Origin of the sequence: Paenibacillus sp. DS2015 (assembly GCF_050433705.1) — a bacterium.
GTDB lineage: Bacteria > Bacillota > Bacilli > Paenibacillales > Paenibacillaceae > Paenibacillus_AQ.
Genome location: NZ_JBNPWS010000042.1, coordinates 15,423 through 41,438, shown reverse-complemented (window position 1 = coordinate 41,438; position 26,016 = coordinate 15,423). Strand labels below are relative to the sequence as shown.

The following is a 26,016-nucleotide window of genomic DNA, read 5'->3' as shown; positions in this document are numbered from 1 at the left end:
GGGGTGGTGGGTTTTTTTGCGCCATTTTTAGTAAAAGGCACCTTAAAGGACCCCATAACTGCTACGTTAGTGTAAAGAGCTATTTTCGTATAAAAAGTCATCCATTGATCACGCAGCTATCCAAAGAAAACTAAACAAACAGCTATGGCAGCTACAAATCCAACAGCATCTGAGAAGAGCCCTACCTTTAAGGCATAGCGTCCATTACGAATGCCTACAGCTCCCATATATACCGTTAACACATATAAAGTGGTATCTGTGCTCCCTTGAATCGTTGATGCCATTCTGCCAATAAGAGAGTCTGGACCATATACGCTAATTAAATCCGTCGCAAAAGCTAAAGAACCTGTCCCCGTTAAAGGACGAAGCAGACCTAACGGAATAATCTCACTAGGTACCCCTAACGATTGTAAAAAGGGCGCGGTCCATCCTACGAAGAAGTCAAGCGCTCCAGATGCCCGAAATACACTAATCGCAACCATCATGCCAACGAGATGTGGAATGATTTGCACAGCGGTAGAGAAACCGTCTTTAGCTCCATCTATGAAGGATTCATACACAGGTACTTTACGCACGAATCCATATAGGGGTATAAACGCAATAAGTAAAGGTATGGCCCATGCTGAAATAATACTAATCAATGCAATCAAGGATAATCATCCTTTCACACTAGGCTTAGAGGAAATCCCGTTCGGTCGAGGTCTCCTATCTTTATGAAGATTCCATCTACGGCACCAACGGTCTGCAAGAATGGCTGCGAGCGTAGCAATGGCTGTTGCTACTAGTGTCGTCCCCACAATTTCAGTCGCATTTGCTGAATTATAGTTAATACGAATAGCAATCAAGGTCGTTGGAATTAACGTGATACTTGCTGTATTTAACGCAAGTAGTGTACACATTGCAGGGCTAGCCACCTCTTTATCAGGATTAAGTGTCTGAAGCTCCTGCATGGCTTTGATCCCCATCGGAGTGGCCGCGTTACCTAACCCGAGCATATTAGCACTCATATTAGATAGAATGTAGCCAAGTGCAGGATGGCCCTTAGGAATATCGGGGAATAAAAATGAAACGATCGGGCTCAGTAACTTCGCTATTTTATTCAGCAGACCTGAATCTTCCGCAATTTTCATCATTCCCATCCAGAATACCAATACACTTATTAGACCTAAACATACCGTTACTCCTGTCTTGGCACCATCAAAGGCAGCTGTCGTCACAATTTCCACATTACCCGTTGCCGCAGCAAAACCGAAACCAATGATAATTAATCCAAGCCATATGATATTGATCAATTCGCTTCCCCTCCCCCGTTACTCATCCATCTTATTCCGTAGTAAACAACAACTTTTTGAATACTTTAGTCAAAGCATATTTCCATGTAGGAGTGTTTGTCCCTACTGAGTCTGATACCATTGTTGTTGTAGAAGTCGAAGCCGTGGCTTTCACGGGTAGAACACTCCCGGGTATGTATACAGGAGCACTGCCAATTGCATGTCCATCCAGTAGAAGATCTATTCGACCTCTTAATCCAAATGAAAGGTCTGCTGTATTGATATCAGATCTGAATAATACAAGTCGCTTACTCAAGGTATTCTCTTCTCCAGTTGCTAATGGATAGGAAAATCCCCTCCCCACGATAAGGTCATGACCTTCTACCTTTTGTCCTCGCTCCATCAAGTTCTGAAGTGGATAATAGGCGAAGCCATAATCCAACATTTTACCGTGGTCATTCCAATCGTCGCCATCATTTATCGTTACAGCAACTAACTGTTGACCATTTCTAGTAGCCGAGCTTACGAGGCAACGCAAGGCCTTCTTTGTATATCCTGTTTTCACTCCGTCCGCCCCATCATAGAAACGCAACATTTTGTTCTTATTATCCCACTTATAATCCCAAGTCTCGTTTGGATTAGGAACCTTTTTAACAGGTGTTTTTACAATTTCTTTAAAGGTTTCATTATGCATCGCATAAGCGGTCATTGTCGCTAGATCATTAGCGGATGAGTAATGTCCGTCTGCATCAAGTCCATGTGGATTTCGGAATTGGGTATGTTTCAGACCTAATTCCTCCGCTTTGTTATTCATCAAAAGAACAAATCCCTCTTCTGAACCTCCGACATGCTCAGCAATGGCTGTGGCTGCATCATTTCCGGATCGAAGCATTAAGCCATAGAGCATGTTCTCAAGACTCATTTGCTCACCTAACTTCAAATATATGGACGAACCTTCTTTGGCATAAGCATTCTTACCTACACTAACGGGTTTATGAAGTTGTCCATATTCAATCGCTACAATCGCTGTCATGATTTTGGTTAAGCTAGCGATGCGTAACTCCTCATCCCCATGGCTTGAGTAAAGCAATCTCCCCGATGTAACGTCTATTAAGGCTGAAGCTTGTGCATGGGTTGAAATTGTTGGTCTGGCTTCAGCGTAAGTTGATCCAGTACTGATGGTAAGTGACGACGATACGATGACCCACAGGATAGCCATAACCCTTTTTCTTCTTTTCATCTCTTCATTCCTCCGAAATTCTTGGAATCTTGTACAAGTATATGCCTTACTTCTGAGATGTATGTCCTCAACGGTTCTCTCATAATATACAGAAAAAACCCTCTCCCACTTCATAGCCCGGAGAGGGGTAGATCCATTTACAAAATGGGAGTATCAGGGATGTCATTAGCATTGAATGCTGTATTATCACTTACTGAATTTTTAGATCCCGTATTTTCTTTTTGGCACATCGATTGAATTTTCTCAACCACATAGGGTACGGTATCAATAATTTTTTCATAAATGTGAGTTTGGCAATCAATCGGTAGCATATATACGCCGTCCTTACCCACTACGAGAAACGAGATAGGACTAATGGAGATCCCACCACCAGCACCACCACCGAAAGGAAGCCTTTTTTTCTCTTCATTACCGTTACCCGATGTTCCACCTGACTTACTTCTGTCCTCTACATTGAAGTCGCTACCCCCTGCTGCAAATCCAAAAGTCACCTTACTAATGGGCAGAATCACACTTCCATCTGGCGTCTGTACCGGATCACCCACAATGGTATTGACATCAACCATATTCTTGATGTTTTCCATCGCTGTTTTCATTAAACCTTGAATAGGATGCTCTTCCATTTCTTAATTCCTCCTTTCACCTTAAACACGCGAACCATAAGAATCAGTCCAGCATACATAGCGTATCCGCAAGAGATTTGGGCTATGCAAGAAAGCTCAGTGGAAAATTGAGGCTTATCATCAAATACCGGCACTACAAACAATCTAGGAGCTGTTCTCATACCCATATGATAGGATAACCATCCAACCAATGAACCTTTAATACTCCAGACCATACCTGTTGCTATTGCTGTATAAGCGGCATCACCAGCAGATATATTCGTAGACCAATCCAACTTCAAGATAGACACATGTGATAGCGTCTTTTTCATCCATATTAGAAAGGAATCTGTCGCTTCAAGTATCTTAATGAATTGTGTTTGCCAGTAGTCAATCTTTCGTTTATCCACACGCGTCTTCTTAGTCTCATCTTTGCTTTCCTTTATATTGTTTTTCTTCTCAACCTTAATAAGTATGCCCTTTTTCATATTCTCAAATTTCATAATGGGTAATTCATAGTGAAGACGAATCAATCCATAGAGCATTCTAATATTAAGTACCACTTCGTCGTCTTTTCCATGCTTTTTAATCCATAGTTCAAACCTGATCACGGATAAACATACAGCCATTATTAGCAGCAGAACGATGACAATTATTCCGAATATCCACACATATAAACCCCCATGCACGCTTGAAGTTTACCCTGTAATAGGGTCCGTCTTTTTAGTTCATTCTGTATAGTATGGTAATATTGCATGGAAAAAATTCGGCTATATCATTTAAACAGCAAAAAACCGTCATTCTATACAGAATCAACGGTTCATACTCTATGAGTTAACAGCTATAACAACCTTATTTCACATCATCGAATGTAAGCTGTTGCCCATCCAATCGGTCAAATAGCATTTGTGTCTCTTCTTCCAAATTCTCATTATTCTCAAATTGAGACGGTTCAGGCAAATCTTTAATACCTGCCAATCCGAAATAATCTAGAAATGGTTTCGTTGTGCCATACAGAATTGGACGGCCGATAGCTTCTGCCCGCCCCTTTTCTTCAATTAAATCTTTATTGACGAGCGTGTGAATCGCTCGCTCAGATTTCACACCACGAATCTCTTCAATCTCCACGCGAGTTATCGGCTGCCGATAAGCTACAATCGATAAGGTCTCTAGCGCAGCCTGTGACAGAGTGGCACGAGAAGGCGAGTATGCTAATCTCTCAAAATACATAGCATGTTCTTGATGAGTGGCTAATTGATAGCTCCCAGCAATATGAACAATTTGTATTCCCCGCTGTTGTTTAGCGAAATCTTCTTTCATTTCCTTAAGAGCATCCGTCACCAGTTCATGACGTTGTTCTACAATTTCTGCAATCTGCTTAACAGTCAGACCCTCGTCTCCTGCTAGAAACAGCAAACCTTCAATAATTGATTTCAATATCGGATATTCCATGTAGTTCTTCTCCTCTCCATTCCATGACGATGTCATCGAATAAGTGTTCCTGATAGCATACAATTTGCTTCATTTTCATAAGTTCTAGAATCGCCAGAAAGGTGACAACAATTTCATGTCGTGCCATCTCCTCGTGCAGTAACTTAGAGAATAGCATTTTATTTCCTTGTCCACCTCGCATAGCTGCAATCACATCCCTAATACGATCTTTCATAGAGATCTCGTCACGATGAATTCGGGAGTAGGAATTCCGTTTCACGACTTTACGCAATGCCTTCTGAAAGGCTGCAACCAAATCTGCAATATGTAATCCTTCCAAGGGGTTCTCAGAACTCGTAGGCATCCAAGTGGTTAAATCCTCGGGTTCCTTCGAGTAAATTAAACTTCTCTCCCATTCACGTTCATGAAGATGCTGAGCGATCCCTTTATATTTGCGATATTCAATGAGCCTCTGGACTAACTCCTCCCTCGGGTCCAATTCATCATCATAGAAATCGAAATCATCGAAATCTATAATAGGTGGCTTAGGAAGTAATAGTTTGCTTTTAATGGACAACAAGGTGGCTGCCATCACGAGAAATTCACTAGTAACTTCCAACTCTAGTTCCTGCATCGTCCGCAAATATTCCATATATTGGTCAGTAATTTCCATGATCGGAATATCCTGAATGCTAATTTCTGCTTTGTCGATCAGATGTAGCAATAGATCCAATGGACCCTCAAATGTTTCCAACTTATAAAGTACAGTCAAGATAAGTCCTCCGCCCACAGTATAAAATATCCCCACAGAGTGGTGCCTCTGCTGCTGTTCGTCCATTTCAGGTATTATAAGGGGACCCCTGAAACTCAAAAAAATGTAGCGCCCAATAAAAAGGACACTACATTAAATAAGCACTATTTAAACTGTTTCGTCAAGTTTGCCATTTCAATTGCGGAAATTGCCGAATCATATCCTTTGTTGCCGGCCTTCGTTCCTGCTCGTTCAATAGCCTGTTCAATATTCTCCGTAGTCACAATTCCGAAGATGGTTGGGATGCCACTTTTCAGGTTAATCGCGGCAACGCCCTTGGCAACTTCATTACATACATAATCATAATGAGAAGTTGATCCACGAATGACTGTGCCTAACGTAATAACTGCATCATACTTACCGGTTTCAACCATCTTTTGAGCAATTAGAGGTATCTCGAATGCTCCAGGTACCCATGCTACATCTACTTCATCTTCTTGAACACCGTGACGTTTCAATGCGTCCAATGCTCCGTTAAGAAGTTTACTTGTAATGAATTCATTGAAACGTCCTACCACGATACCATATCTCAAACCTTCCGATACTAAATTACCTTCAAAATAATGTGCCATAATAAATCAACTACCTCTCTTATTGTATGATGGATTGTTATAGATTTGGATCTTCGTTCTGCTCCATATCATCGAATGTCATGAGATGACCGAGCTTAGCTTGTTTAGTATGCAAGTAACGCGTATTATCCTTATTCTCTTGCATTTGAATAGGGACACGTTCCACAACTTCTAAACCATACCCCTCTAATCCTCTAATCTTACGAGGGTTGTTTGTTAGAAGCCTGATCTGGCGCACACCTAAATCTTTCAGGATTTGAGCACCAATGCCATAATCACGCAGATCTGCGGCAAAACCAAGCTGTAAATTAGCATCCACGGTATCTAAGCCTTCCTCTTGAAGCTTATAAGCCTTCAATTTGTTAATCAGACCAATCCCACGACCCTCTTGACGCATATAGAGCAACACACCACTGCCTTCCTCATCAATCTGTCTCAAAGCAGCGGCAAATTGAGGGCCACAATCACAGCGATGAGAATGGAACACATCTCCAGTCAGACATTCGGAATGCACACGCACGAGCACTGGCTTAGTGGTATCGATCTCTCCTTTGACCAGGGCCAGATGTTCTTTGTCATCTACTTCATTCGTATAAGCAATCGCTTGAAATTCTCCGAAATCAGTTGGCATTCTGACGGCAACCTCACGTGTAACAAGCTTCTCTTTCTCATTACGATAGTGGATCAGATCTTTAATGGTAATAAGTTTCAGATCATGCTTCCGTGAAATTTCCACTAAATCTGGCAATCTAGCCATGGTACCGTCTTCCTTAATGATTTCACAGATCACCCCTGCCGGATATGCACCACACATGATAGCTAAATCGACAGCTGCTTCTGTATGTCCCGATCTACGAAGAACTCCACCTTTCTTAGCAATCAACGGGAACATATGCCCCGGTCTACGAAAATCATGGATCTTCGCATTGGGATCCATAATCGCTTTGACAGTCATCGAACGTTCATTAGCAGAAATTCCTGTTGTGGTATCTTTATGATCTATCGAGACTGTAAAAGCTGTACCATGATTATCTGTATTCTCTGACACCATCGGCTTAAGATCAAGCTCATCAGCTCGTTCCTGAGTAATCGGTAAGCAGACTAATCCTCGTCCTTGGCTAATCATGAAATTAATAACTTCAGGTGTTGACTTCTCCGCTAAGGCAATAAAGTCTCCTTCATTCTCACGGTCTTCATCATCAACAACGATAATGACCTTCCCACGCATGAGATCATATATAGCTTCTTCGATAGGATCAAAAACAATTTCTTCACTCATCATCGATTCCTCCTTGTACATTTCTTAACGAACAATCTTTACTGCTTTATGCAAATCCATGCTGAGCCAAATACTCTTGACTAATCCCAGATGGCTTACCTTCATCCTGCTGTCCTCTGGACCCGTAATTGAGCAAATGATTCACATATTTACCTAGCACATCGCATTCAATATTCACCGTATCTCCAGCACGTTTCTGATTAAGAACTGTCTGTACCAATGTATGAGGGATGACGGATACTTGAAATGTATGATCATTCACACTCACCACAGTCAAGCTGATTCCATCAAGTGTAATGGATCCTTTGGGGATAACGAATTTGAATAATTCTGTATTCGCTGGTGTAATCTCATATACGACCGCATTCTGTTCACGGGTAACTTGATGTATTGTTCCTATGCCATCTACATGTCCTTGAACCATATGTCCACCAAAACGTCCATTGGCAATCATAGCCCGCTCCAAGTTCACCTTATTCCCACTTTGAAGGTCCTTTAAGTTACTATTGCGAAAAGTCTGGGGCATAACGTCAGCAGCGAAGGAATGAGTCTCTATTGAAGTTGCTGTAAGACATACACCATTTACGGACACACTGTCTCCAATCTTCAAATCATTCATGATGACCGATGCTGAAATATGCAACACCATGGCTTCTCCTTGGCGAGTCATCCCACGCATCGTGCCCATTTCCTCAACTAATCCCGTAAACATGATGAAACACCTCCTCTGTCAACAGCTTTAGCTTTAGGTCCATACAGGTATCCCACTGATACACACATTATCTCCTAATTGTTCTACTTCCAAAGATACTAGACTTACAGCATCCCTCATGAGTTCACTTCCTGCAAAAGAGAAACTACCCGGGGCATCGTAACCTCCTACAATTTTAGGGGCTAAATAAAGTACAATTCGATCGATCAGTTGTGCTTCTAGCATCGCGCCGTTCAATGTACCTCCTCCTTCAAGAAGGACAGAACCAATGTTCAATCTACCTAGATTGGCTAACGCAACTTTCAGGTCCACACGTGGACCCTCACCACACGCAATCACTGTGACACCTGCCTCTTTAAGACGTACAGCCGTAGAATGACCCATAGAGGCATTGGTAGTTAACACAATCGTCTGTGCCAGACCATCACTAACAAGGTGAGACTCCAAAGGAATACGTAAGCGCGAGTCTACAACAATTCGGATTGGATTCAAGCCATCTACAGGCAAGCGAGTTGTTAAATGCGGATTATCTGCAATTACTGTCTCCACGCCGACCATAATACCTTGATGCCGATGTCTTAGCGTATGTACTTGCTCCCGCGCCGCTTCATTTGAAATCCATTTGCTATCGCCACTTTTCGAAGCGATTTTGCCATCTAATGTACTAGCTGTTTTTAGTGTGACAAATGGCATCCCTGTCGTAATATACTTGATAAACTTCTCATTCAATTTCAATGCACGATCTTGAAGTATACCCACTTCAACCTCTATCCCTTGCTCACGCAACATAGCGATCCCTTTACCTGCTACTTGAACATTCGGATCTTGGCAGGCCACTACGGCCCGTCGCACTCCTTCTTTGATCAAACGTTCGCTACACGGTGGTGTTGTTCCATAATGACTACATGGCTCTAAAGTAACATATACCGTGCTACCTTTCGCCTTCTCACCTGCCATATTCAGTGCATGAACTTCAGCATGACCCGTACCCCGCTCGAGATGAGTGCCCAGTCCAACCATCACACCATCCTTCACGACAACACATCCAACAACAGGATTAATACCTGTCTGCCCTTGTGCTCGCTCCGCCATATCCAATGCTAAAGACATATAAAATTCGTCATTCATAATGTCCATCATTGTATCTACATCACCTCCGAAATATGTGAATAACAAGTTGATTCGTATAAACAGAAAACCCCGCATCAGATGAACGAATTCATCCGTAACGGGGTTAGTATAGGAGATAAATAGATTACACAAAAACAAAGCTAAAGACAATTCCGAATACAAGTAACACAAAATGAAATATAGACCTCATCCGCATCACATTGTGAAAATTGCCACAACCTTCTGTTGCTTCACTTTTATGAACCGCAAATCACTATAAGTAAGTTGCGTCAGCTATTTATCCTTCTCCCATCCAGACTATACTGTCGGTCCCGGAATTTCACCAGGTCAACCATACGCCAAAGTTATGCGTACGGGTCACGGACTAAGTCGTATCATTAGAAAGTCTAACAACACCCCATCACCGTCGGTAGGGAATTTCACCCTGCCCCCGAAGGATAAATCAATATGAAATTGTTCATTTAAGAACAACTATTTATGTACGAATATTACCACCTAAGAGATAAAAACACAAGAGTTTTATTCTATATTTAATAAAGCAGCTTATTAAATGATATGAACTATCTGATTCAATGCCCTTTATACCCATCATATTTATTGGTTATTAGTGATGAATACAAGCCCAAATACCCTCTCCATCAGTTTTCATTCTGATGAGAGGGTATTTGGGTTACTATCTTTTGCTATTTGATACTCTTATGCTTCGTCCCAAACCTTAACTTCTTTCATCTTATCGTTAGCTTTGATCGTGTCTACATGTTCAATTCCACTGATCACTTTACCAAATACGGTATGAACTCCATCTAAATGTGGTTGCGGAGCATAAACGATAAAGAATTGGCTACCACCAGTGTCTCTACCTGCGTGAGCCATGGACAATACGCCTCTAGCATGTTTTGTTGTGTTGTTAGTCGCTTCACATTTAATTGTATACCCTGGACCACCCGTACCTGTTCCTGTTGGGCAACCCCCTTGAGCGACAAAATTAGGGATCACGCGGTGGAAACTCAAACCATTATAATATCCACTATTAGCTAATTTTTCAAAGTTAGCTACTGTGTTAGGTGCTTCTTCTGGTAAAAACTCGATTTCGATTACTCCACCGTTTTCTAATTCAATTGTTCCTTTTTTCATTATGATTCCATCCCCTTAAAATATTGTGTAATTCAATTTAAACTCAATACTTATCAAATCATTCACTTAGAAGTTATCTGTTATGTAATTCTGAAAAGGAGATCATTAACAGACATCCTATAGTTTACTATGAATAGGTACCTGAAAGCAAAAAAAGACGGAATGAACTCAAAATTAATTCATTACAGTCTCTACACAAGAACAAAAGGGATAACACCTTACGCTACATCAATAGTAACGTAAACGTGATCCCTTCTGATATATAACGATAACGACAACCTGAATTATTTCGTTACAGCTTGTTTAGCAATCCGTTCTGGAACAAGGTCATTACCAACAATATCCTGCAAGCTCTCACGTTTCACAACAAGATCACTTTGACCATCCTTCACAAAGACAACTCCTGGACGACGAATACGATTGTAGTTACTTGCCATCGAATAATTGTATGCTCCTGTACAAGCTACTGCCAGCAAGTCGCCACTAGTTACCTCAGGTAGCTTCACGTCCCAAATCAACATATCGCCACTCTCACAGCACTTACCAGCAATCGATACGGTCTCTTGTGCTTCTTCAAGCGCGCGATTGGCAAGTACTGCTTCATAATGGGATTGATATAGGGCTGGGCGTGGGTTATCTGTCATGCCTCCATCAACTGCTACATATTTACGGACACCTGGAATGTTCTTGTTCGTACCTACGGTATAGAGAGTTGTTCCTGCGTCCCCTACAATACTACGACCGGGCTCTACCCAAATTTCCGGCAGCTCAGACTGGATCTTCGCAAAGTGTTCTTTGACAGCATCCGTAATTGCCTTGACGTACTGGGAGACTTTTAGTGGTGTATCGCCATCCACATAACGAATCCCAAATCCTCCACCTAAATTAACAACTTTAAATACGATACCAAGTCCGGTCTTTACACCTTGTGCAAATTCAGCAACCTTTTGAACAGCAAGTTGGAATCCCTCAACCTCAAAAATTTGTGAGCCAATATGAGAATGGACTCCAAGTAACTCTAAATGGGATTGTTTAGAAGTAACCTCTACACCTTCATAGGCAGAGCCATTTCCGATATCAAAACCAAATTTAGAATCCGTCTGTCCTGTTGAAATATATTCATGCGTATGAGCCTCAACACCTGGTGTTACCCGTAGCAATACATTAACATGCACATTTTTCTCTAATGCTATAGCCTGTAAAAGATGTAGTTCAACCAAATTGTCCACTACGAAACAACCGATTCCCGCATCAATAGCCATTTCAATTTCATCCGGAGTTTTGTTGTTTCCATGAAAATGGATTCTTGCTGCCGGAAAACCAGCTTGTATTGCTGTATATAATTCACCTTCAGATACAACATCTAAAGACATTCCCTCTTGTTCCACCACTGTACACATGGCCATAACACAGAATGCTTTACTAGCGTACGCCACTTGAAACTTCAATCCAGATGCTTGAAACGCCTCAACATATTCTTTACAGCGTTGACGAACTAATTGTTCATCTACAATATAAAGAGGTGTACCAAATTTAGCCTTAAGATCAACAACATCACAACCACCAATTTCTAAGTGTCCACTATCATTTATTTTGCTTGTACCATGTAAGAACATTTCAGACAATCCCCCACTTATTATGGAATAATAATATTCCAACTGATTTTAACTCAGTATAGCAGATTTGTGAAATGAGTATAAATGGATTATTATGCAGATCATTTGTATTTTCCTCTCCTATTACTCATCCTTACTTTTCTCCGTGTTAAGTCTGGTATTATCTCTTGTTTTGTTGAAGGAAGGGCGTTTTGAAGTAGATAACACCGGCTTTCTGAACAAAACCTCCGCCATAGCCTTTGCATTAAAAGGTATAAATGGCCACATATACGAAGAATTATTGGACCGATGAAGTGTTAACAATAAGATAAGTAGAGTGATCCCAATAATAAAACCTGGCACTTTGAAGAAGGCCACGGCAAATAATAGAACCAGACGGACGATACGGTTGGCAAGACCTAGCTCATAGCTTGGTGTCGCGAACATGCCAATAGCCGCTATAGACATGTAAAGTACCACTTCATTGACAAACAACCCTGTTTTCACCGCCACGTCCCCTACTAATATCGCCGCTATGAGCCCCATTGCCGATGCAATGGCCGTTGGCGTATGAACAGCAGCTAACCTAAGGAGATCAACCCCGAACTCGATCAGAATGAACTGAGCAAAGAGTGGGATTTTGCCCTGCTCATGTGGACCGATGAAATCCAATACGGGTGGCTTTAATTCCGGATGAAGAACAAGCAAAAGCCACAGTGGTAGCAGAAACATGGATGCAAAAATACCCAGAAATCGAACCCAACGTAAATAGGTGCCTACAAATGGAGTCTGACGATTCTCTTCCGCATGTTGGCATAGATCAAAAAAGGTGGTAGGCATAATCATGACACTAGGTGAAGTATCTACAAATATAACGACTCTACCTTCAAGTAAATGCGAAGCTACGACATCGGGTCTTTCTGAATAGCGTACTAGCGGATATGGATTCCATCCTTTGTTAACTATAGCTTCTTCAAGTTGCTTATCCCCAAGTGGTAATCCATCCATGTCCACTTCTTTAATTTTATCCCGAATGACATTCACCTGAACTTTATCGACGATATCATCAATGTAGGCGATACATACATCTGTTCTTGTCCGTCGTCCAACTTGAACGATCTCATATTTCAGACCTGGATCTCTCAGTCTACGCCGAACAAGCGAAACATTCGTAAGAAGTGTCTCCGTGAATCCATCCTTAGATCCTCTGACCACACGTTCAATATTGGATTCCTCTGGATTTCGGGAAGGATAGCTCCGAGTATCCATAATAAGAACGGTATGTTCACCTTCAATGAAGAGAGCACTCATCCCCGTCAGTACTTTATTAACAACTTGACTTAATTTATCTACCTTTTCCACCTGAACATGGGGGATGTATTTCACGAATATTTTATCTAATGCACTGGAATCCAACTCATCGTGCCTAATATAGGTTAATCTCGATAGAATTTCTGTCATAATGTCACTATCTGTGAATCCACTAATAAACAAGGTACCTGTTCTGCGCCCACCAAAGCTCATCTCACGAAATGCAACATCGAATGAAGTTTCAAGTCCCATCACTTCACGTAATACTATTTTCAATTGTTCAAGATCACCTGTAAATTCATCACTATCTTGCCAATATTGAATCGATTCTTCAACGGTGTCAGACCTTTCATTTTCTCTTTTGTTCTGTATTTCCTGATCCTCTTGTTTATTAGAAGTATCTTCTGCCATGCCAATCCCCCCATCTTCTTTGTTTATTATTTCCTGTATACATACCAATCGAAGAGAGAACCCGCCACCTTCCCCAGAACCATCGCCATTAACAAGCCAAATAAGTAATTTTTCATCCAGAGTCGCTTAGCTAGTATAGGTAGCACATTGAGTACTTCTGTTAAAGCCGCTGCTAAGAGTCCTATAAAAATACCGTGCATACCTCCGATGATCAGACTGATTATCGGGTTGAACGAACCTTTCCAATGCCAGAAATCTGAAATGGTTCCAAACAGTGATCCCGAGATTAAAGCTCCTTCATACCAATGAACTTTGTCATATGACTTCGTGAGTTGCGCAAGTCTTGGTACGATGTCAAGTACAAGTATGAATGCGATCACACCACTTCCGACAGCAATTCCTCCTGCAATACCTAGTAATATTTCTACAGCCCAAGACAATAGAATCATTAGGTCTCCTCATTCTGCTTGTGTTCGTTATTCATCCGCTTGTATTCCTCAGCCAACACAAATTGATCAATATTTTCTTGATATAGAAACATCTCTACTTCCAGTGGTGTTGGCTCTTCATTCCATTTCTTTTTGAATAAATGATTGAAGAAGACGACCATTCCTATCCCTATACCTAGCGAATAAGAAGTCTGAAAAAGATATGGATGCTCGTCTCGCTTTCCCGTAATCATCTCCACTACCCGAATCTGCACCTCTTGCATATTCACATCCGCATGGAAATTCATAATCGTCAGAGCCGCGCCAAAGAACAATAGCAGCCACACAAGGATAAACATGGCGAAGGATGGGTTTTTGGGAGCACTAATAATTTCAATAATGGTGTGATGTTGACCCACAAGTTCTATTTGCACCACCGGAATAACTTGCTTAATTGCGGGAATAATCCGCATTAAGTCCAGCACAAGCAGATTTCCATCCTTTTTACTCGGAGCTACCAGTTCTAGTTCAAATAATAACTTCATGTATTCTGGAGCACTCTGAACATTCGCAATATCCCCAAGCTTTATTACTTTTCCCTGAGGAAGCTGTATTCTTTTTTTGAGTTGTATGTAAACCGTGGGAGTGGAATTATGAGACATCCGAAAATCACTCCTTTGTTTGTATTTAACTTTAGTATGAGAATAAATGTAACTTTCTAGTCTCAAAAAAAAAGAATATCCCCGTCGTCTTTAGCAGACTTCGAGGACATCCTTAATTGTACGATTAGCCATCTGGTTCATTATTGTGCAATCTGCTCGCGAATCAATTGTAGTATTTTCTTCTCTAATCTGGATACTTGAACTTGAGAAATCCCTAGCCGATTTGCGACTTCAGACTGGGTCTGATCTCGGTAATATCTAAGGTACACAATGAGCTTCTCTCTTTCGGATAACCCATCTATGGCCTCGTTCAATGCCAATTTATCAAACCAGTGGTCCTGACTCTCATCAGCAATTTGATCCATCAAAGTAATGGGATCCCCATCGTTCTCAAAAACCGTCTCATGAATCGACGTCGGTGGTTTATTAGCTTCTTGAGCGAATACTACTTCTTCGGGTGTCACCCCGAGTGCTTCTGCTACCTCTTTGATCGTAGGTAACCGATTCAATACCTTAGACAACTCGTCCTTTTTTTTACGCACCTTGTTAGCCATTTCCTTCAATGAACGGCTAACCTTGAGCGTACCATCATCTCGCAAGAAACGCTGAATCTCTCCGATAATCATGGGGACCGCGTAAGTCGAGAATTTCACATCATAGCTTAAATCAAATTTGTCAACGGATTTCAAGAGTCCAATACAGCCAATTTGGAACAAGTCCTCAGGCTCGTATCCCCGGTTCATGAACCGCTGTACAACCGACCAGACAAGACGAATATTGCTATTCACTAACGTGTCTCTAGCCTCGCTATCTCCCGCGTGACTGAGCGCAATAAGACGTTTGACTTCCGAATCCTCCAAGTAAGTCTGCGAAGCTTTCTTCACATCAGCATCCATACGTCCAACCCCTAATTATATAAAGCTTTCTTGGATTCAATCCTTTTCATCATTCTGATCGACGTTCCGGCTCCAGGCTCACTAGACACTTCAAACTCATCCATGAAATTCTGCATAATCGTAAAGCCCATACCTGATCTTTCTAGCTCTGGTTTCGAGGTATATAAAGGCTGTTTGGCAAGTTCCAAATCTTCAATCCCCTCACCACGGTCTTCAATTGTTATCGTCACAGAGTCCTCAGTAATCGTAGCTGTAATGGTAACAATTCCAGTCGGATCACAATTATATCCATGAATAATACAATTGGTAACCGCTTCAGACACGACAGTCTTCATATCACTAAGTTCATCCATGGTTGGATCTAATTGTGAGATGAAGGCAGCCACTGTTACACGAGCAAATGATTCATTCTCTGACTTCGCTGCAAACTGTAGCGTCATGAAATTAGGAGCGTGGGTCTTATCTTCACTCATGACACAACCTCCAGACCTGTAAGTGCATGGCTTTCACTTTCATAGACTGGCATAATCTTTAGCATTCCTGACATCTCTAGCAAACGATATACCGGTGGAGTTGCGTCACACACGGCCATCTTTCCACCCTTACTCTTAATGAGCTTGTAGCGCCCAAGAATGACACCTATGCCTGAACTATCCATAAAGAGCAAATTTTTCAGACTGAGTACAATATGATCTGTTTGCTTAGTCAGAATGGCCTCATCTAGCTTCATCCGCACATGATCGGCGGTATGGTGATCGAGTTCTCCTGAGAATCGGACAATTAATACCTGTCTGTGATGCTCCATTTCCATTTGTAAGTTCACGTCATGCTCACTCTCCTCCCTGTCATAAACAAAGAGTTCTAGAAATGAAAATCATATTCCTGCATCACGACAAAACTAGAAGAAAACTGCTATCAATCTACAAAAAATATTTTGGCAGTCGTGCGCTTAAACAACGTCCACCATCCTGCTTTCTCAATTCTAGTGGGTGACTTCAATTCGAATTTCTTCACCATCTGTTCTCCTTGATATACCACTATATTCCCTAGCACTTGTCCATCTTGAATGGGAGCTTTCAATTCAGGCTCTAATTGAAGTTCATGTCTGATGTTGGTCTTGTTACCACTTTTTTTCATCAGAACACTGTAATCTTGACCTGCTACAAGGGGCAACTCTGTAAGTTTACCTTTATTTATTTTAACGGTACCCATCACATCTCCCTTTTTATAGATTGGCTGCTTACTATATTGGGAGAACATATAATCAAACATTTGGGACACTTCACTATTCCGAGTCTTTGTATTGGGTTCCCCCAGTACGACCGCTATTGCTCTTAGCCCATCTTTCACAGCTGTAGCCGTTAAACAGAATTTAGCCTCCGATGTATAACCCGTCTTTAGACCATCTACACCCGTGTAGAAACGAACCAATTTATTCGTATTTACAAGCCAAAAGGGTTTCTTGGAATCCTTACGTAAATAATCTTGATATGCCCCTGTATACTTCGTAATCTCGTTATGCTTAAGCAATTCACGACTAATGACCGCGATATCGTGAGCAGACGAATAATGATTCTCTGCAGGTAAGCCATTACAGTTGGCAAAATGAGTATCCTTAAGACCAAGCTCCGCTGCCCGCTCATTCATGAGCTGTACGAAACCTTCCTCTGATCCCGAAATTTTCTCAGCCATCGCTACGGAAGCATCATTCCCAGAGGCCATTGCGATTCCCTTGAGCATCTCATTCACGGACATTTCTTCTCCGGGCTCCAAGAAAATCTGTGACCCCCCCATAGATGCTGCATATTCACTCGTCCGCACTTTATCGGTCAGTTTGAGCTTTCCATCATTAATAGCTTCCATGGTCAGTAACATCGTCATGACTTTAGTGATGCTGGCTGGCGGTAATTTATCATGACTGTTCTTCTCATAAATAATCGTACCCGTATCTGCATCCATTAAGATCGCCGATAAGGCACTAGCCGCTAGCTCTGGTGATGTCTGACCCTTTGCAGTCTTTTTCTCCTCCGCAGCAAATCCACGCACTGGAAAGCTTAACGAAACAAGACATACGCACAACACGGTGCCCAGTAACATTTTTTTCAAGATAAGTCCCCTCCTAACGAGTAATTGTTCATACTGAACTTGTTGCTTTCATTCAGTGTCGTCAGGTTAGCTGTAAAATATTCCAAGTGTATACTACTTTGTGATGATTATTTTCGATAGGGAGGCTGATTGAAGAGGTACGCAGAAACTCTTAAAGTAAAATTAGACCAAAAACGCAAAAAGACCCGAAAGAAAGGTCACTTTTTTCAAAGCGTCCATCTTTCGGGTCACAGTTCAAATCTAGAAACTTGCTTCTTGTTCATATCTGTAACTATGTTGAAGTTACATTTGTGGGATAACGTCTAATACTAGGCCTAAGAACTTCTCACGGACACGTTCTGTCGTCTCCATCACTTCACCGTGGGATAGGGGTTGATCTAGAATCCCAGCAGCCATATTACTGATACATGAAATACCAAGTACTTCTAACCCAGCATGACGAGCGACAATAACTTCGGAAACCGTAGACATTCCAACAGCATCAGCACCTATCGCACGTAACATCACGATCTCAGCAGGGGTCTCATAAGTTGGCCCAAGTAATCCTGCATATACCCCTTCTTGTACATCAAACCCTCTTGATTGTGCCGTTTCCTTCGCTAGCGCACGTAATCTACGGCTATATGCTTGGGACATATCTGGAAAACGTACACCAAGATCAGCATCGTTCGGTCCTATCAGTGGATTCGTTCCTGTCATGTTCAAATGATCTGAGATCAACATCAAGTCACCTGGTTCATAGGTTGTGTTCACACCACCAGCCGCATTCGTCACGAGTAGACTTTTCACACCAAGTTCATTCATCACGCGCACTGGAAATGCTGTCGTTTCAGGACCATACCCTTCATACATATGAAAGCGTCCCTTCATCATAACTACTGCACGGCCTTTTATCGTACCTAGCAAAAGCTCACCTTCATGTCCTTCTACAGTGGACACAGGGAAATGAGGGATATCTTGATATGAAATCGTAACACCATTCTCTATAAGCTCTGCTAGAATACCCAGTCCTGAACCAAGAATCAGTCCTACCTCAGGAATAATGTTACTCTTACTATTGATATAAGCTGCTGCTTCTTTAATGGCCTGATTTGAATTCGTCATCTGTAATCTCTCCAATTCTTTATACTCATTGATGTAATAAACTTGTTCCATTTTCAGTGCTTGTGCTCCAAAGTTATCTGCAATTGTAGCGCCCACATCTGAGAATGTGCTCCGCAATCCCAACACGATCTAGTTCGATGATGCATATTCGCTTAAAGTTAAGTTCATTAGAATTTTCCATGAAGGTTTCACTCATTCTTCGTGTGTTCATCATTCAATACTATCATTATACCAATCAACAGAAATGCCATTCCTCTCAGAACGGGTGTGACATCCAAACAGTACTTATGATAATGACCTTATCGATCCTCGAGGATGATGATGATCATATTCTTCCTTCATACTTTTCTTAGCTATTGAGCTGTAAAGTTGTGTCGTTGAAATATCAGAATGACCTAACATCTCCTGTACCGACCGTAAATCCGCTCCATTTCCTAAGAGGTGTGAAGCAAAGGAATGACGTAGTGTATGAGGCGTAATGTCCTTCTCAAGGCCGGTCTCTTTGGCATACTTCTTCATAAGTTTCCAGAATCCCTGACGCGTTAATCTACCCCCTAAGGTGTTAAGGAATAGAGCCTGTTCATCTCCGCTCTCCCTCGTCAGCTTATCCCGACCCTCGTGTACATATCGATCGACATGTTCAGCTGCTACTTTGTTAAAAGGAAGAATACGCTCTTTACCCGAGCTACTCATACAATGTAAATATCTAAGGGTTGTATGCACATGCCCCATATCGAGTGAGATCAATTCAGACACTTTCATTCCTGTAGCATATAATAGCTCCAACATTGCCTTATCTCTTAATCCCTGAGGTGTTGACAATTCAGGAGCAGCTAACAATTGCTCCATTTCCTCAATAGATAGCACTTTAGGCGCTTTTTTCTCAAGCTTCGGAGTTTCCATATCCAGAGAGGGATCTTGTCCCACAATAGACTCCTTAGATAAATAATGAAAAAAGGAGCGAATAGATACCATCTTCCGAGTCACTGTAGAAGCTGCACGACCCGCCTGTTTCATATCCTGCAAGAAAAGAACGATATCGCTTCGCATGATCTGATCCGGAGAATCAATACCTCGAGCTTTCATAAACTCTAGTACCTGTATCAAATCTCGCTCATAGCTCTCAAGCGTATTTCGTGACAACCCTCTCTCATCATCCATGTATCGAATGAAGGATTCAAGATACTGTTTCATGGTCAGCGTGCTCCTTCTATATTCGAGTGCATGAAGCTTTCAATGCAATGCTCCAGGGCTTCATTAACAGTATTTTCGACATAAATCTACATAATCCTGCGTACAGAACCTTATTCACCATACCAATAATAGAATCGTAAACGTTCACCCATATTAGCATGTTCTACATTTCGGGTTCCATCCTGAGACTGAAATGCTTTGACAGCATAGCCTTTAGGAATCCTATATTGATCCACAGGTGTGATCCAACGACCAAATAAACCTAGCATGTGATAGAACATATAAGTTAATGCGACAAACACAATAATAAACTTTAGAATCCCAATACATTTGCGCAATGAAATAACCATAGGAACTCCCCCTCATCCAAGAAGATATGACGGTCTGTCCCCATATATTCCATTGCTACTAGACATCACCATAGTCTACATGGACAAGCAAAAAGCCCCCCCGAATGAATCCAGTACCGGTGAGAGCTTCATATTCCCAATCAATATTGATAATCCTTAAGATTCTTTATTGTTGTCGTTCTTTTCTTTACAACGGTAGCAAATACCATGAAAATCAAGTCGATGATCAGATACTGCAAAATTGTATTCTTTATCAAGACGTTCTTCCAATGGACCGAGCCAATCTTCACGTATTTCATCCATTCTACCACACTGTACGCAGATTAGATGATGGTGATGATGCTTGGCAGTATCTGTCCGTAGGTCATAACGAGCGACGCCATCTCCGAAATTAATTTTCTCCACGACATGTAATTCACTCAGAAGCTCTAGTGTACGATACACTGTAGCGAGTCCGATCTCGGGAGCTATTTCTTTGACTAACATGAATACATCTTCCGCACTTAAATGATCTTCTTCATTCTCAAGTAGAATTCTGACCGTTGCTTCCCGCTGGGGTGTCAGCTTATAGCCTTGGGATTGTAATTGTTGTTTGATTTTATCGATCCGAGCTTGCATCTTCTCCCTCCCCCTAGGAAATTACTGCATTTAATAATCACTTCTTTCATTATAGTGGGATTATATAAATAAAGTCAAACCCATTCTATTGTAGGAATGAGAGTGTCGAAGAATGGATTAACCTAGGTGTTACCTGTGTCCCCTCCCCTATTGCATCATTATTCGTCAGCAACAGTATCAATATGTAAAAATTAATGATTTTAGCGTATTTTATTACTCATGACAGAAATTTGTAAGCTAGTGTATTATGGCGGTATAACGTAATTATTTCCCTGTGGTTAAGAAACTAACTTTAAATAAAACGTTGGAGGGTTCATTTTCGGATTCGTAGGTGACTTCGATTGGATTCTCTCGCAGGATACCATATGAAGTCTTCAGATTGATTATAGATGGGATTTATAGGTTGGGATTTACCAATTAATGTTCTCAATGTCCCCCCTTTATTTAGACCAAAATAAAACCGCCTACTTGTTAGGCGGTTGGCTGTGAACTATTTTTGTCGTTAGCGAAAACCTCTCCCACGCATAATAGCGAAGTAAATAAGCAATGTTACTATAGCGCCAATGATCGCTGGAACGATATGAAATCCGCCTACGACAGGTCCTCTAGCTCCAAGCAATTCTGTACCCAACCATGAGCCAATAAAACCTGCTACAATATTACCAACAATACCCCCTGGAACATCTCTACCAATCAGATTGCCACTTAACCAACCAATTAACCCACCGATAATTAATATCCAGATCAGATACATTCACTTGTCCCCTTTAAACCGTTTTTACAGTGTATGCTCGCATGTTGGGATTGGTGACTTTTTTTTCTTACGTGAATGAACACACCTATTAGGTGTTAGTTCTATATTCGAATATTGCAGAGAACGTGATTTTTCGTTTTCAATGATTTCAAATCATAAAGGGTGTTACCCAGCGCATCATCGCTGGTGTAACCCAAGTTTCAAATGAAGATATCCCTAGCATGAGCACAGCCATAACTAACGTAAGCACAACGTAACTCACAAATGGACGTTTGAAATTGTTATTATGGTGCATAAGCACTCTATTCTTAATAATATGCAGTGAAAAAGTAATAGCAGACACACTACATATAAGCAACACGGGAATAACCAATAAATTATGTGGAGCAACGGAGACTAAGGCAAATAAAAGTCCTTTCCAAGAGAATTGCCCCACTAAATAACCTACGGTGAAGCCGATGAGTACACCTTTTAGAAAATCTAGAACTAAAATCCCTGGTAATCCAATGACCGAGAGACCACAAATCCAAATTAAGCCTACCCATTTCAAATGTAGACCTGCAATGCTCCAATAGGTGTCTTGTACAGATGTACTATTTCCCTGATCCACAGTCACAAAATAATTACCTAAATATCTAGCTAAATCCTGCTGTTGCTCGAGCGAAAGGGCGTTAACCATTAACGCACCGAAGATAACCCCTACTAAGAATAACACCGCTACAAAGATATAGAGTGTGGTCTGATCCTTAAAAGAATGGCGTAAAGATGGCATAGCTGAAGAGTCTCCCTTCCTATCACATACTCCTAGGTTATGAGAGACTTCCACAAACTATGACTTGTCCTCGATCCACTCTTATTCGTCATATCCAGCACACTTTAAAACTCATAGATACTCAAGGGTTATGTAACTCCCATATGAGTTACGGTTTAATCACTTTGCCATACGTTCCGCCTCCACCAGCAGTTAGGGATAACAAGCCACTACGTGCCATTACGATTTGAGAGGCCATATTAGCTCCAACGACTTCTGCAATTAACTCTTCCTTCGCTTGATGAAGAATAGCCATTTCCGTACCAAATACTTCAAGCAGGCTTGCCATAGTGGCCTTGCCTAGACCAGGAATAAATTCGAGTGGTACCTGATAGTGATAAGGTGGACGATGTTCAGGAATGTAAGCTTCCTGTCTATCAGCGATACTTAGGATACGATCAAGTACACCTTGCACCACCTTTTTACTTCCACAATGTGGACATAAATGTTCGGCACTAGAGGATTCCTCAACAATCGCATGGCAATGGTTACAATAGGTGCGGTGATATTTGCCTAATCGAGGATTTAATCCATAGTTCGCCATCACCCCTCGCCCATCGATCCTAGACAGCGCTTTACTGAATTCTGCAAAAGAAGGCGTGCTCAATCTTAATTGATTATACTCTCGTCCTATTTTACCAAGGGAATGCGCATCTGAATTACTCAAGAAAGTAAAATCATCAAGTTCACTCAGCGTTCCTGCCATGGCAGAATCTGCACTAAGACCCAACTCAATTCCACTTACCATACTCAGATCTAATACATCTGCCATTTTACTTGTCACGTTACCGTAAATCCCTTTATGCGGTGTGAACACATGGGCTGGAATCATTAACCCCCCACGCGCATAAATTTCCTCTTGTAGTATACGAGCGGGAACATACAACCGCTGCGAGCTAAGATTCACATTCTTCATGTGCGAACTCATCCATACCGTGAAATGCTGCATAACTTCAAGATTTGGAAAATAGGCAAGTACATGTGCTGCCCCTTTATCTGGCTCATAGATTTCAATTTCAGAACCCAGTAGGATCGTGGTACCTCTATACGCAATACCCCCTCCAGCAACTTCAGACATTTCTCCCGAATGTAGGCTCGATATAATATCATTTTGTACTGAAGGAGAATGGCAATCGATGATACCAATTAACTCAATCCCTTTCCGTTCAGAGGCTTCTCTAGCTATATTCTCAAATGTAAGATTACGGCTGCCTGTAATTTTTACAGCTTGCCCATCTGAAGCACGTCCAATGTGTATGTGAAGGTCTGCGTAATACGCTTTAAGCGTGTCATCTCTTAATTCATTTTCGCTCAACCTATTCACCAAACTTACCTGTCAACGTATAGAGATGCCAAGCATACACCGCCATAATGGTCTTCGCATCGCTAATCCGCCCATCTTTGATATAACGGTATGCTTCTTCCAATGTAATTTCTGACATTTCCAGAAACTCATCTTCATCTGGCGCCATTTCGCCTACAGTCAGCTCCTCCGTAACATATAAGTGGATCAACTCATCTGCAAAACCAGGGGATGTATAAAAGGATTGAAGGTGCTTAATTTCACCGCAGCTATATCCTGTCTCTTCCTTTAATTCTCGTATAGCCGCTTCCAGTGGATCTTCTCCTGGTTCAAGCTTTCCTGCTGGAATCTCCACTTCACAACGCCCCATAGGTTGACGGTATTGATCAACCACAATCAACTTCCCTTCATGTAAAGCAAGGACAGCAACAGCCCCAGGATGTCTAACAACTTCACGTGTAGCTGTATTTCCATCAGGTAATTGTACCGTATCCACCTGTAGGGAAATGATTCTCCCTTGAAAGATAGATTCAGTTGATAACGTGATCTCCTCTAGTGAAGACGAAGATGACTTTGAATTTATATTATTTGTATTTTCCACAAAAAAAACCTCCTTTGATATTAAACAAGTATGAACGTTTGAGCTCCTACATATGCTTATTATAACAAACCTCATTCGAAAGAAGGAAAACCTATGAAGAGCTATCGATCAACGGATTCATTCCACATGGTAGGACAAGCCTGGCAGATTAGAATCATGCTCCAACAGTGGCAAAAACAATGGGGTCAAAACATCACAGTCAAAGAACTGCTAGAGAAGACGAAATAGGCGGGTTCATATAAAAGAAACCTGACCTTCGATAACACTGGAGGTCAGGCTTCTTGTGATCTATATAGAATATCCCGAGGGTTATTTCCCCTTGGTTGCTGTTTCTTTACCGGATTCTTGAATGATCGCAACAACAACTTCAGCTGCTTTTGCCATATCTGCGGCTTTAATCCGTTCTTTTGTTGTATGAATATTTTCATAGCCAAGAGCTAAATTCACGGTAGGAATACCAAAACCGTTAAAAATGTTGGCATCACTACCTCCACCCGAATGGAATAAACGACTCGTCAATCCTAAGCTTGTAATGGCACGTTCAGCAAGTTGTACAACAGCATCGTTCTCATTAAAGTTAAAAGCAGGGTAGACGATCTCGCCCACGAATTCACATTGCGCGCCACACTCACGAGCTGTTACTTCTAGTGCTTCTCGCATATCTGCTATTTGCTTATCTACTTTTTCTTGTACGATACTACGTGCTTCTGCATCCAACTCCACGTAGTCACACACAATATTAGTAGCTCCACCACCGAAGAATTTTCCAATATTCGCTGTCGTCTCATGATCAATTCTACCTAATTTCATACGTGCTATCGCTTTAGAAGCCACTTGAATAGCACTGATCCCATCTTCAGGATTGACACCTGCATGAGCAGACTTCCCTGTAATACTCATCTTGATTTTGGCTTGGGTAGGAGCAGCTACAGCAATTGCACCAATCTCCCCATTAGAATCCAGCGCATATCCGAATGCGGCATCAATATTTGTAGGATCGAATGAACGCGCACCCTTGAGGCCGGATTCTTCGCCCGCTGTAATAATAAATTGAACCTGACCATGGGGAATTTTCTGTTCTTGGATCACACGAATCGCTTCCAAAAGAGCAGCTACACCCGCTTTATCATCTGCACCAAGGATCGTTGTGCCATCACTAGTAATCCATCCATCTTCATGAAGTGTTGGTTTAATACCCTTACCAGGCGTAACAGTATCCATGTGACAAGTAAAGAAAATATGCGGAGCATTCTCTAATGAATCGGCTTCCCAAGTGATGATCAAATTACCTGCACCATGGCCTGTTAACTCTTGGCTATTATCTTCTACAACATGTAGCCCAAGTTCACTAAACTTTCTCTTAAGGATCACAGAGACTTCCTGTTCTTGCGTCGTTTCGCTGTCTATTTGAACTAATTCCATAAATTCTTTAACGATTCGCTCTTGTGAAATCAATGGACTTCCCTCTCTCTCGTGGATACGTTATAATAAGACTAGATTTGCCTGTGCCTAAAATTTAGATTAATCCAAACATAAAGGAGTTACTCATGCAACGTAAAAAATGGTTCCGTGTCATTATTTATCTCATGTTAATAGCCATGTTAGGTTCTACTCTGCTCATGGTCATTGAACTCTTTTAGCCCGTTAATCAACGGGCTTTGTTCAATATTAGCAAGTACGAACATTCTA

Annotated in this window: 31 protein-coding genes and 1 riboswitch; of the genes, 2 read left to right on the top strand and 29 right to left on the bottom strand. The window is 41.5% G+C overall.

All coding sequences use genetic code 11. From position 1 onward, the window contains the following. Positions 1–116: 116 nt before the first annotated feature. From J2T13_RS23960 to J2T13_RS23825, 28 genes are all read right to left on the bottom strand, one after another. Positions 117–650 carry a spore maturation protein gene (locus J2T13_RS23960; protein WP_429374977.1) on the bottom strand — a complete coding sequence of 178 codons (534 nt, stop codon included), beginning with the start codon at positions 648–650 and terminating at the stop codon, positions 117–119. 6 nt (positions 651–656) lie between these two features. Continuing rightward, complete coding sequence (locus tag J2T13_RS23955; protein ID WP_429374975.1) at positions 657–1,292, bottom strand: nucleoside recognition domain-containing protein; 636 nt, start codon at positions 1,290–1,292, stop codon at positions 657–659. A 31-nt stretch (positions 1,293–1,323) separates the two neighbouring features. Continuing rightward, positions 1,324–2,511, bottom strand: coding sequence for a D-alanyl-D-alanine carboxypeptidase family protein (locus J2T13_RS23950; RefSeq protein WP_429374973.1), 1,188 nt, complete (start codon positions 2,509–2,511; stop codon positions 1,324–1,326). A gap of 137 nt (positions 2,512–2,648) precedes the next feature. Next, positions 2,649–3,134 carry a GerW family sporulation protein gene (gene ytfJ / locus J2T13_RS23945; RefSeq protein WP_429374970.1) on the bottom strand — a complete coding sequence of 162 codons (486 nt, stop codon included), beginning with the start codon at positions 3,132–3,134 and terminating at the stop codon, positions 2,649–2,651. Next, entirely contained in the window at positions 3,107–3,784 is a 678-nt protein-coding gene (locus tag J2T13_RS23940; protein ID WP_429374969.1) for a DUF2953 domain-containing protein, read from the bottom strand. The genes ytfJ and J2T13_RS23940 overlap by 28 nt, the downstream gene beginning before the upstream one ends. Before the next feature lie 181 nt (positions 3,785–3,965). After that, positions 3,966–4,565 carry an SMC-Scp complex subunit ScpB gene (scpB, locus tag J2T13_RS23935; RefSeq protein ID WP_429374968.1) on the bottom strand — a complete coding sequence of 200 codons (600 nt, stop codon included), beginning with the start codon at positions 4,563–4,565 and terminating at the stop codon, positions 3,966–3,968. Then, positions 4,534–5,316 (bottom strand): segregation and condensation protein A, encoded by a 783-nt coding sequence (locus J2T13_RS23930; protein ID WP_429374967.1) that lies wholly within the window; start codon positions 5,314–5,316, stop codon positions 4,534–4,536. Before J2T13_RS23930 ends, scpB begins: the two co-directional genes overlap by 32 nt. Before the next feature lie 143 nt (positions 5,317–5,459). Next, the gene (gene ribH, locus J2T13_RS23925; RefSeq protein ID WP_429374966.1) at positions 5,460–5,927 is read right to left on the bottom strand and encodes a 6,7-dimethyl-8-ribityllumazine synthase; all 468 of its coding nucleotides are present in this window, start codon (positions 5,925–5,927) and stop codon (positions 5,460–5,462) included. A 37-nt stretch (positions 5,928–5,964) separates the two neighbouring features. Further along, entirely contained in the window at positions 5,965–7,206 is a 1,242-nt protein-coding gene (locus tag J2T13_RS23920; protein WP_429374982.1) for a bifunctional 3,4-dihydroxy-2-butanone-4-phosphate synthase/GTP cyclohydrolase II, read from the bottom strand. A gap of 46 nt (positions 7,207–7,252) precedes the next feature. Next, positions 7,253–7,918, bottom strand: coding sequence for a riboflavin synthase (gene ribE, locus J2T13_RS23915; protein WP_429374965.1), 666 nt, complete (start codon positions 7,916–7,918; stop codon positions 7,253–7,255). Positions 7,919–7,951: 33 nt separating this feature from the next. Beyond that, complete coding sequence (gene ribD, locus J2T13_RS23910; RefSeq protein ID WP_429374980.1) at positions 7,952–9,055, bottom strand: bifunctional diaminohydroxyphosphoribosylaminopyrimidine deaminase/5-amino-6-(5-phosphoribosylamino)uracil reductase RibD; 1,104 nt, start codon at positions 9,053–9,055, stop codon at positions 7,952–7,954. 270 nt (positions 9,056–9,325) lie between these two features. Beyond that, positions 9,326–9,491: riboswitch (FMN riboswitch) on the bottom strand. A 254-nt stretch (positions 9,492–9,745) separates the two neighbouring features. Continuing rightward, complete coding sequence (locus J2T13_RS23905; RefSeq protein WP_429374964.1) at positions 9,746–10,183, bottom strand: peptidylprolyl isomerase; 438 nt, start codon at positions 10,181–10,183, stop codon at positions 9,746–9,748. Between the two features lie 284 nt (positions 10,184–10,467). Then, positions 10,468–11,799 (bottom strand): diaminopimelate decarboxylase, encoded by a 1,332-nt coding sequence (gene lysA / locus J2T13_RS23900; protein ID WP_429374963.1) that lies wholly within the window; start codon positions 11,797–11,799, stop codon positions 10,468–10,470. 123 nt (positions 11,800–11,922) lie between these two features. Beyond that, positions 11,923–13,500 (bottom strand): spore germination protein, encoded by a 1,578-nt coding sequence (locus J2T13_RS23895; RefSeq protein ID WP_429374962.1) that lies wholly within the window; start codon positions 13,498–13,500, stop codon positions 11,923–11,925. Positions 13,501–13,526: 26 nt separating this feature from the next. Next, positions 13,527–13,949 (bottom strand): stage V sporulation protein AB, encoded by a 423-nt coding sequence (locus J2T13_RS23890; protein WP_429374961.1) that lies wholly within the window; start codon positions 13,947–13,949, stop codon positions 13,527–13,529. Further along, positions 13,949–14,590: a stage V sporulation protein AA gene (locus J2T13_RS23885; protein WP_429374959.1), complete on the bottom strand. Its 642-nt coding sequence runs from the start codon at positions 14,588–14,590 to the stop codon at positions 13,949–13,951. Before J2T13_RS23885 ends, J2T13_RS23890 begins: the two co-directional genes overlap by 1 nt. Positions 14,591–14,730: 140 nt before the next feature. Beyond that, positions 14,731–15,486 (bottom strand): RNA polymerase sporulation sigma factor SigF, encoded by a 756-nt coding sequence (gene sigF / locus J2T13_RS23880; protein WP_429374957.1) that lies wholly within the window; start codon positions 15,484–15,486, stop codon positions 14,731–14,733. An 11-nt stretch (positions 15,487–15,497) separates the two neighbouring features. Next, positions 15,498–15,959 carry an anti-sigma F factor gene (spoIIAB, locus tag J2T13_RS23875; protein ID WP_429374955.1) on the bottom strand — a complete coding sequence of 154 codons (462 nt, stop codon included), beginning with the start codon at positions 15,957–15,959 and terminating at the stop codon, positions 15,498–15,500. Next, on the bottom strand, positions 15,956–16,309 hold the full coding sequence (spoIIAA, locus tag J2T13_RS23870) for an anti-sigma F factor antagonist (protein ID WP_429374953.1): 354 nt from the start codon (positions 16,307–16,309) through the stop codon (positions 15,956–15,958). The genes spoIIAB and spoIIAA overlap by 4 nt, the downstream gene beginning before the upstream one ends. Before the next feature lie 92 nt (positions 16,310–16,401). Continuing rightward, positions 16,402–17,592 carry a D-alanyl-D-alanine carboxypeptidase family protein gene (locus J2T13_RS23865; RefSeq protein ID WP_429374952.1) on the bottom strand — a complete coding sequence of 397 codons (1,191 nt, stop codon included), beginning with the start codon at positions 17,590–17,592 and terminating at the stop codon, positions 16,402–16,404. A 282-nt stretch (positions 17,593–17,874) separates the two neighbouring features. Then, positions 17,875–18,696 carry a purine-nucleoside phosphorylase gene (locus J2T13_RS23860; RefSeq protein ID WP_429374979.1) on the bottom strand — a complete coding sequence of 274 codons (822 nt, stop codon included), beginning with the start codon at positions 18,694–18,696 and terminating at the stop codon, positions 17,875–17,877. A 285-nt stretch (positions 18,697–18,981) separates the two neighbouring features. After that, the gene (gene xerD / locus J2T13_RS23855; protein ID WP_429374951.1) at positions 18,982–19,890 is read right to left on the bottom strand and encodes a site-specific tyrosine recombinase XerD; all 909 of its coding nucleotides are present in this window, start codon (positions 19,888–19,890) and stop codon (positions 18,982–18,984) included. 110 nt (positions 19,891–20,000) lie between these two features. Then, entirely contained in the window at positions 20,001–20,240 is a 240-nt protein-coding gene (locus J2T13_RS23850) for a DUF4227 family protein (protein ID WP_429374950.1), read from the bottom strand. Positions 20,241–20,396: 156 nt separating this feature from the next. Further along, positions 20,397–20,858 carry a Fur family transcriptional regulator gene (locus tag J2T13_RS23845; RefSeq protein ID WP_429374948.1) on the bottom strand — a complete coding sequence of 154 codons (462 nt, stop codon included), beginning with the start codon at positions 20,856–20,858 and terminating at the stop codon, positions 20,397–20,399. Between the two features lie 502 nt (positions 20,859–21,360). After that, positions 21,361–21,612 (bottom strand): GlsB/YeaQ/YmgE family stress response membrane protein, encoded by a 252-nt coding sequence (locus J2T13_RS23840; RefSeq protein WP_429374947.1) that lies wholly within the window; start codon positions 21,610–21,612, stop codon positions 21,361–21,363. A gap of 148 nt (positions 21,613–21,760) precedes the next feature. Then, the gene (gene spoIIM, locus J2T13_RS23835) at positions 21,761–22,384 is read right to left on the bottom strand and encodes a stage II sporulation protein M (RefSeq protein WP_429374945.1); all 624 of its coding nucleotides are present in this window, start codon (positions 22,382–22,384) and stop codon (positions 21,761–21,763) included. A 148-nt stretch (positions 22,385–22,532) separates the two neighbouring features. Continuing rightward, positions 22,533–23,738 carry an endonuclease Q family protein gene (locus J2T13_RS23830; RefSeq protein WP_429374943.1) on the bottom strand — a complete coding sequence of 402 codons (1,206 nt, stop codon included), beginning with the start codon at positions 23,736–23,738 and terminating at the stop codon, positions 22,533–22,535. A 1-nt stretch (position 23,739) separates the two neighbouring features. Then, complete coding sequence (locus tag J2T13_RS23825) at positions 23,740–24,327, bottom strand: NUDIX domain-containing protein (RefSeq protein WP_429374942.1); 588 nt, start codon at positions 24,325–24,327, stop codon at positions 23,740–23,742. Positions 24,328–24,420: 93 nt separating this feature from the next. Here J2T13_RS23825 and mciZ point away from each other — a divergent pair, with 93 nt between their 5' ends. Further along, entirely contained in the window at positions 24,421–24,555 is a 135-nt protein-coding gene (gene mciZ, locus J2T13_RS23820; RefSeq protein WP_429374941.1) for a Z-ring formation inhibitor MciZ, read from the top strand. Positions 24,556–24,636: 81 nt separating this feature from the next. On the opposite strand, the gene J2T13_RS23815 is transcribed toward mciZ, so the two are convergent. Beyond that, positions 24,637–25,782 carry a M20/M25/M40 family metallo-hydrolase gene (locus J2T13_RS23815; protein ID WP_429374940.1) on the bottom strand — a complete coding sequence of 382 codons (1,146 nt, stop codon included), beginning with the start codon at positions 25,780–25,782 and terminating at the stop codon, positions 24,637–24,639. A gap of 92 nt (positions 25,783–25,874) precedes the next feature. Here J2T13_RS23815 and prli42 point away from each other — a divergent pair, with 92 nt between their 5' ends. Continuing rightward, complete coding sequence (gene prli42 / locus J2T13_RS23810) at positions 25,875–25,967, top strand: stressosome-associated protein Prli42 (RefSeq protein WP_429374939.1); 93 nt, start codon at positions 25,875–25,877, stop codon at positions 25,965–25,967. The last annotated feature ends 49 nt before the right edge of the window (positions 25,968–26,016 follow it).

What these genes read in the sequence shown, in the direction of transcription:
- J2T13_RS23950 (WP_429374973.1), bottom strand. Translation starts at nt 2,511, where the DNA reads ATGAAAAGAAGAAAAAGGGTTATGGCTATCCTGTGGGTCATCGTATCG.
- ytfJ (WP_429374970.1), bottom strand. Translation starts at nt 3,134, where the DNA reads ATGGAAGAGCATCCTATTCAAGGTTTAATGAAAACAGCGATGGAAAAC.
- scpB (WP_429374968.1), bottom strand. Translation starts at nt 4,565, where the DNA reads ATGGAATATCCGATATTGAAATCAATTATTGAAGGTTTGCTGTTTCTA.
- ribH (WP_429374966.1), bottom strand. Translation starts at nt 5,927, where the DNA reads ATGGCACATTATTTTGAAGGTAATTTAGTATCGGAAGGTTTGAGATAT.
- J2T13_RS23920 (WP_429374982.1), bottom strand. Translation starts at nt 7,206, where the DNA reads ATGAGTGAAGAAATTGTTTTTGATCCTATCGAAGAAGCTATATATGAT.
- ribE (WP_429374965.1), bottom strand. Translation starts at nt 7,918, where the DNA reads ATGTTTACGGGATTAGTTGAGGAAATGGGCACGATGCGTGGGATGACT.
- ribD (WP_429374980.1), bottom strand. Translation starts at nt 9,055, where the DNA reads ATGGACATTATGAATGACGAATTTTATATGTCTTTAGCATTGGATATG.
- J2T13_RS23905 (WP_429374964.1), bottom strand. Translation starts at nt 10,183, where the DNA reads ATGAAAAAAGGAACAATTGAATTAGAAAACGGTGGAGTAATCGAAATC.
- lysA (WP_429374963.1), bottom strand. Translation starts at nt 11,799, where the DNA reads ATGTTCTTACATGGTACAAGCAAAATAAATGATAGTGGACACTTAGAA.
- J2T13_RS23895 (WP_429374962.1), bottom strand. Translation starts at nt 13,500, where the DNA reads ATGGCAGAAGATACTTCTAATAAACAAGAGGATCAGGAAATACAGAAC.
- J2T13_RS23890 (WP_429374961.1), bottom strand. Translation starts at nt 13,949, where the DNA reads ATGATTCTATTGTCTTGGGCTGTAGAAATATTACTAGGTATTGCAGGA.
- J2T13_RS23885 (WP_429374959.1), bottom strand. Translation starts at nt 14,590, where the DNA reads ATGTCTCATAATTCCACTCCCACGGTTTACATACAACTCAAAAAAAGA.
- sigF (WP_429374957.1), bottom strand. Translation starts at nt 15,486, where the DNA reads ATGGATGCTGATGTGAAGAAAGCTTCGCAGACTTACTTGGAGGATTCG.
- spoIIAB (WP_429374955.1), bottom strand. Translation starts at nt 15,959, where the DNA reads ATGAGTGAAGATAAGACCCACGCTCCTAATTTCATGACGCTACAGTTT.
- J2T13_RS23860 (WP_429374979.1), bottom strand. Translation starts at nt 18,696, where the DNA reads ATGACGAATTCAAATCAGGCCATTAAAGAAGCAGCAGCTTATATCAAT.
- xerD (WP_429374951.1), bottom strand. Translation starts at nt 19,890, where the DNA reads ATGAAACAGTATCTTGAATCCTTCATTCGATACATGGATGATGAGAGA.
- J2T13_RS23850 (WP_429374950.1), bottom strand. Translation starts at nt 20,240, where the DNA reads ATGGTTATTTCATTGCGCAAATGTATTGGGATTCTAAAGTTTATTATT.
- J2T13_RS23845 (WP_429374948.1), bottom strand. Translation starts at nt 20,858, where the DNA reads ATGCAAGCTCGGATCGATAAAATCAAACAACAATTACAATCCCAAGGC.
- J2T13_RS23840 (WP_429374947.1), bottom strand. Translation starts at nt 21,612, where the DNA reads ATGTATCTGATCTGGATATTAATTATCGGTGGGTTAATTGGTTGGTTA.
- spoIIM (WP_429374945.1), bottom strand. Translation starts at nt 22,384, where the DNA reads ATGCCATCTTTACGCCATTCTTTTAAGGATCAGACCACACTCTATATC.
- mciZ (WP_429374941.1), top strand. Translation starts at nt 24,421, where the DNA reads ATGAAGAGCTATCGATCAACGGATTCATTCCACATGGTAGGACAAGCC.
- prli42 (WP_429374939.1), top strand. Translation starts at nt 25,875, where the DNA reads ATGCAACGTAAAAAATGGTTCCGTGTCATTATTTATCTCATGTTAATA.